The sequence below is a fragment of the Chryseobacterium sp. genome, assembly GCF_022712095.1.
Classification (GTDB): Bacteria; Bacteroidota; Bacteroidia; order Flavobacteriales; family Weeksellaceae; genus Chryseobacterium.
Window position 1 is genome coordinate 1 of record NZ_JALAHD010000261.1, and the last position, 3,341, is coordinate 3,341.

4 protein-coding genes are annotated in these 3,341 nt (G+C 36.7%); 1 reads left to right on the forward strand and 3 read right to left on the reverse strand.

The window, feature by feature from the left end:
- A partial coding sequence (locus tag Q0A18_RS13380; protein ID WP_292010653.1) for a hypothetical protein occupies positions 1-397 on the forward strand: 397 nt, incomplete at its 5' end.
- Positions 398-655: 258 nt separating this feature from the next.
- Here Q0A18_RS13380 and metQ read toward each other — a convergent pair.
- The 3 genes from metQ to Q0A18_RS13395 are packed head-to-tail and all read right to left on the reverse strand — an operon-like array spanning position 656 to position 3,192.
- The gene (gene metQ / locus Q0A18_RS13385; RefSeq protein ID WP_292010654.1) at positions 656-1,462 is read right to left on the reverse strand and encodes a methionine ABC transporter substrate-binding lipoprotein MetQ; all 807 of its coding nucleotides are present in this window, start codon (positions 1,460-1,462) and stop codon (positions 656-658) included.
- A gap of 49 nt (positions 1,463-1,511) precedes the next feature.
- The gene (metI, locus tag Q0A18_RS13390) at positions 1,512-2,168 is read right to left on the reverse strand and encodes a methionine ABC transporter permease MetI (RefSeq protein WP_292010655.1); all 657 of its coding nucleotides are present in this window, start codon (positions 2,166-2,168) and stop codon (positions 1,512-1,514) included.
- On the reverse strand, positions 2,161-3,192 hold the full coding sequence (locus Q0A18_RS13395) for an ATP-binding cassette domain-containing protein (RefSeq protein ID WP_292010656.1): 1,032 nt from the start codon (positions 3,190-3,192) through the stop codon (positions 2,161-2,163). The genes metI and Q0A18_RS13395 overlap by 8 nt, the downstream gene beginning before the upstream one ends.
- Between the last annotated feature and the right edge of the window lie 149 nt (positions 3,193-3,341).

Sequence of the window (3,341 nt, forward strand, 5' to 3'; positions counted from 1 at the left end):
AGAAATAAGAGCAGTTGGTGATAATGCAATAAATAATCGTATATATGGTCAGAATACTATTTTTGCGGGTATTCATATGGGCGGTTTAATAATTCTTATAGAATATGGGTTATTTAATATTCTTCAAGCTATATTAGGAAAGTCATTAATACAAATCTTCTGGGAGCCTGGTAGTTCTTATAAATGGATTTTTGTGATAGGTCTGTTGATCCTTCCGTGGATTATTAATGGACAGCTACTATTTAAAAATAATAAGTATTTGGAATATTTTGAAGAATTTGATGAACAGCCTGTATCAGTAAGGCGAAAATGGGCATGGATTAGCTTGGGAATTATAATAGGAATTTTTGCGTTTTTTGTACTAAGCTTTTTTGTGTATAGTAAATATTGTTTTTAACAAATATGAAAAAGCTATTTATAAACTAAGCTAAATTGTAGAAATATTAAATAATAATTGGAGCGTTGAAGTAAAAATCACCACTTTAATTTAAGTGAATAGTTCTAAATAAGGCTGACTTTAAAAAGGAATTAAATAAAAAAATGTTATTAAAAAGAGAAGACCTAAGGTTTTCAAAGCTTACAATGATAAAAAATAATACTAAAAAAGCAGATTTCCAATCAGGAATCTGCTTTTATATTTCATATCAACAGGAGTTTACCACCCTTTCACAGCACCTCCTTTAAAAATCTCCTCAGCTTTCTTCACCACTTCGTCAGACTGGTAAGCTTTCAGGAAATTCTTTACTTTTTCCTCATTCTTATTATCTTCTCTGGCCACTACAACGTTTACATATGGGGAATCTTTATCCTCTTTTAAAACACTTTCTTTGTCAGTAAGGCCTGCCTGTGCAGCAAAATTATTATTAATAATAGCAAGGACAACTTCCTTATCATCCAATACTCTCGGAAGCTGTGGGGCTTCGATTTCTACGATTTTCAGCTGCTTTGGATTTTCGGTGATATCTGTTACTTTAGGAAGCAGACCTACACCGTCTTTCAGCTTTAATAATCCGTTTTTCTGTAATAAAAGCAGTGAACGTCCCTCGTTGGTAGGGTCGTTGGGAATTGCTATTGTACTGCCGTCTTTAAGTTCACTGATGTTTTTGATCTTTTTAGAATAAGCGACAATAGGGTAGACGAAGGTGTTTCCTATCACAGCCAGCTTATAGCCCCTCTGTTTCGATTGTTCATTAAGGTAAGGAACATGCTGAAAGGCGTTGGCATCGATGTCTCCGTTATTTAAAGCTTCATTGGGAACTACATAGTCCGTGAACGGTACCAGTTCTACATCAAGGTTATATTTCTCCTTGGCTACTTTCTTGGCTGCTTCTGCAATTTCTTGCTCCGGTCCTACACTTACTCCCACTTTAATGGAATTAGGATCATTCTTTTTTGACGAATTACAAGCATTAAAAACCAGTAAACCGGCAGCTAATAAACCTAGAATTTTTATTTTTTTCATTGTAAATTATTTTATTTGAATTTAAAAACTATAACATTTGTGTGTTGACTTACCGGTGATCAAACCTTTTTGCCAAACGGTCTCCCGTAAACTGAATAATAAATACCAATACGACTAGCAGGATCAGGACGATATTCATAATCGTGGCATTATAACCGATATATCCGTATTGATATCCGATCTGTCCAAGTCCGCCGGCCCCTACGGCACCTCCCATTGCAGAATATCCGACAAGGGTAATAAGGGTGATTGTAGCATTATTGATTAACGAAGGAAGAGCTTCAGGTAGTAATACCTTTTTAATGATCTGAAAAGGGGTCGCTCCCAATGCTCTTGCAGTTTCGATCAGTCCGTGCGGGACCTCCAGCAGACTGTTTTCCACAAGCCTGGCGATGAATGGAGCAGCACCGATGCTCAAAGGAACCAACGCCGCATTCATTCCTATAGAAGTTCCTACAATCGTTCTTGTAAAAGGAATCATCCAGACAATCAGGATAATAAATGGAATGGACCTGAAAATATTAACAAATATAGATAGGATCCTGTTATAAATCCTGTTTTCAAGAAGCTGATCCTTTCTCGTTAAAAACAGAAAAATTCCGATGGGCAGTCCTAAAACAAACCCGAAAAATCCGGATACAAAAGTCATGTAAACAGTTTCCCATACTCCCTTTAGCAAAAGGGCAATCTCCGTATCACTAAGCATACCCTCTTACCGTATTTTGAATTTTATTCTGGTTGAAATAATAAATGGCCCTTTGATTTTCTTCCTCTTCACCCTGTAAATATAGCAGAAGTTTTCCAAAATTGGAATCTCCAAGATATTCTACATCTGCTTTCAGAAGCTTATAAGGTATTTTATATTGATCATAGATTGTTGACAGTAACTGTTCAACGGTAACTGATTCATTGAGTTCTATTTCTACCAGAGGGTAGAGGCCGCTCCGGGGCTCCTTCTCCAGCTTTTGGTTAAGTTCTTGAGGTATGGTCATGATGTCCGAATTAATAAATTGTTTAATGATAGGGTTTTCCTTATTGGAAATAATTTCATTTAATGTCCCTTTAGCCTGTAATTTGCCTTGATCAATCACAGCTACATGATTACAGATTGATTTGATAACTTCCATTTCATGGGTGATCAGTAAAATCGTAATTCCCAGTCTTTCATTAATATCCCTCAAAAGCTGTAAGATCGACTGTGTAGTGGCCGGGTCGAGAGCACTTGTAGCCTCATCACAAAGCAGGAGATAAGGATCATTGGCAAGGGCTCTGGCAATAGCAACCCTTTGTTTCTGACCTCCCGAAAGACTTTTAGGATAGTCATTCGCCTTATCTTCCAGACCTACGATCTTCAGAAGCTCATTCACTTTCTTATGAATATCAGCTTTGCTGTTGTGGTCCAGTTCAAGAGGAAGAGCAATATTATCAAAAACAGTTCTCGAGGAGAGCAGATTGAAATGCTGGAAGATCATTCCGATTTTCTTTCTTTCGCGGGCAAGTTCCTTCGACTTCAATTGAGTGAAATCTCTGCCGTTAATAATGACACTTCCACCACGGTCAGGTTTTTCCAATAGGTTTACTGTCCGTATCAGTGTACTTTTCCCTGCTCCCGAAAAACCGATGATTCCTACGATATCTCCCTTTTCAATGCTGAGGTTGATATCATCAAGCGCCTGGAATGCCTGATTCTTTTTCAGAAATGTTTTTGATATATGTTGTAACTCTATCATTTTTTATCTTATTCTTTAAACAAAAATGGCCCTACAACGTGGTAAGGCCTATAATAAATATGGTATATTAAAATAAGGTTTAACCACTGTAATGTTGAAATACACACATATTACAATACATTTTTGCCGTATTGTTATTGCATTTCTTC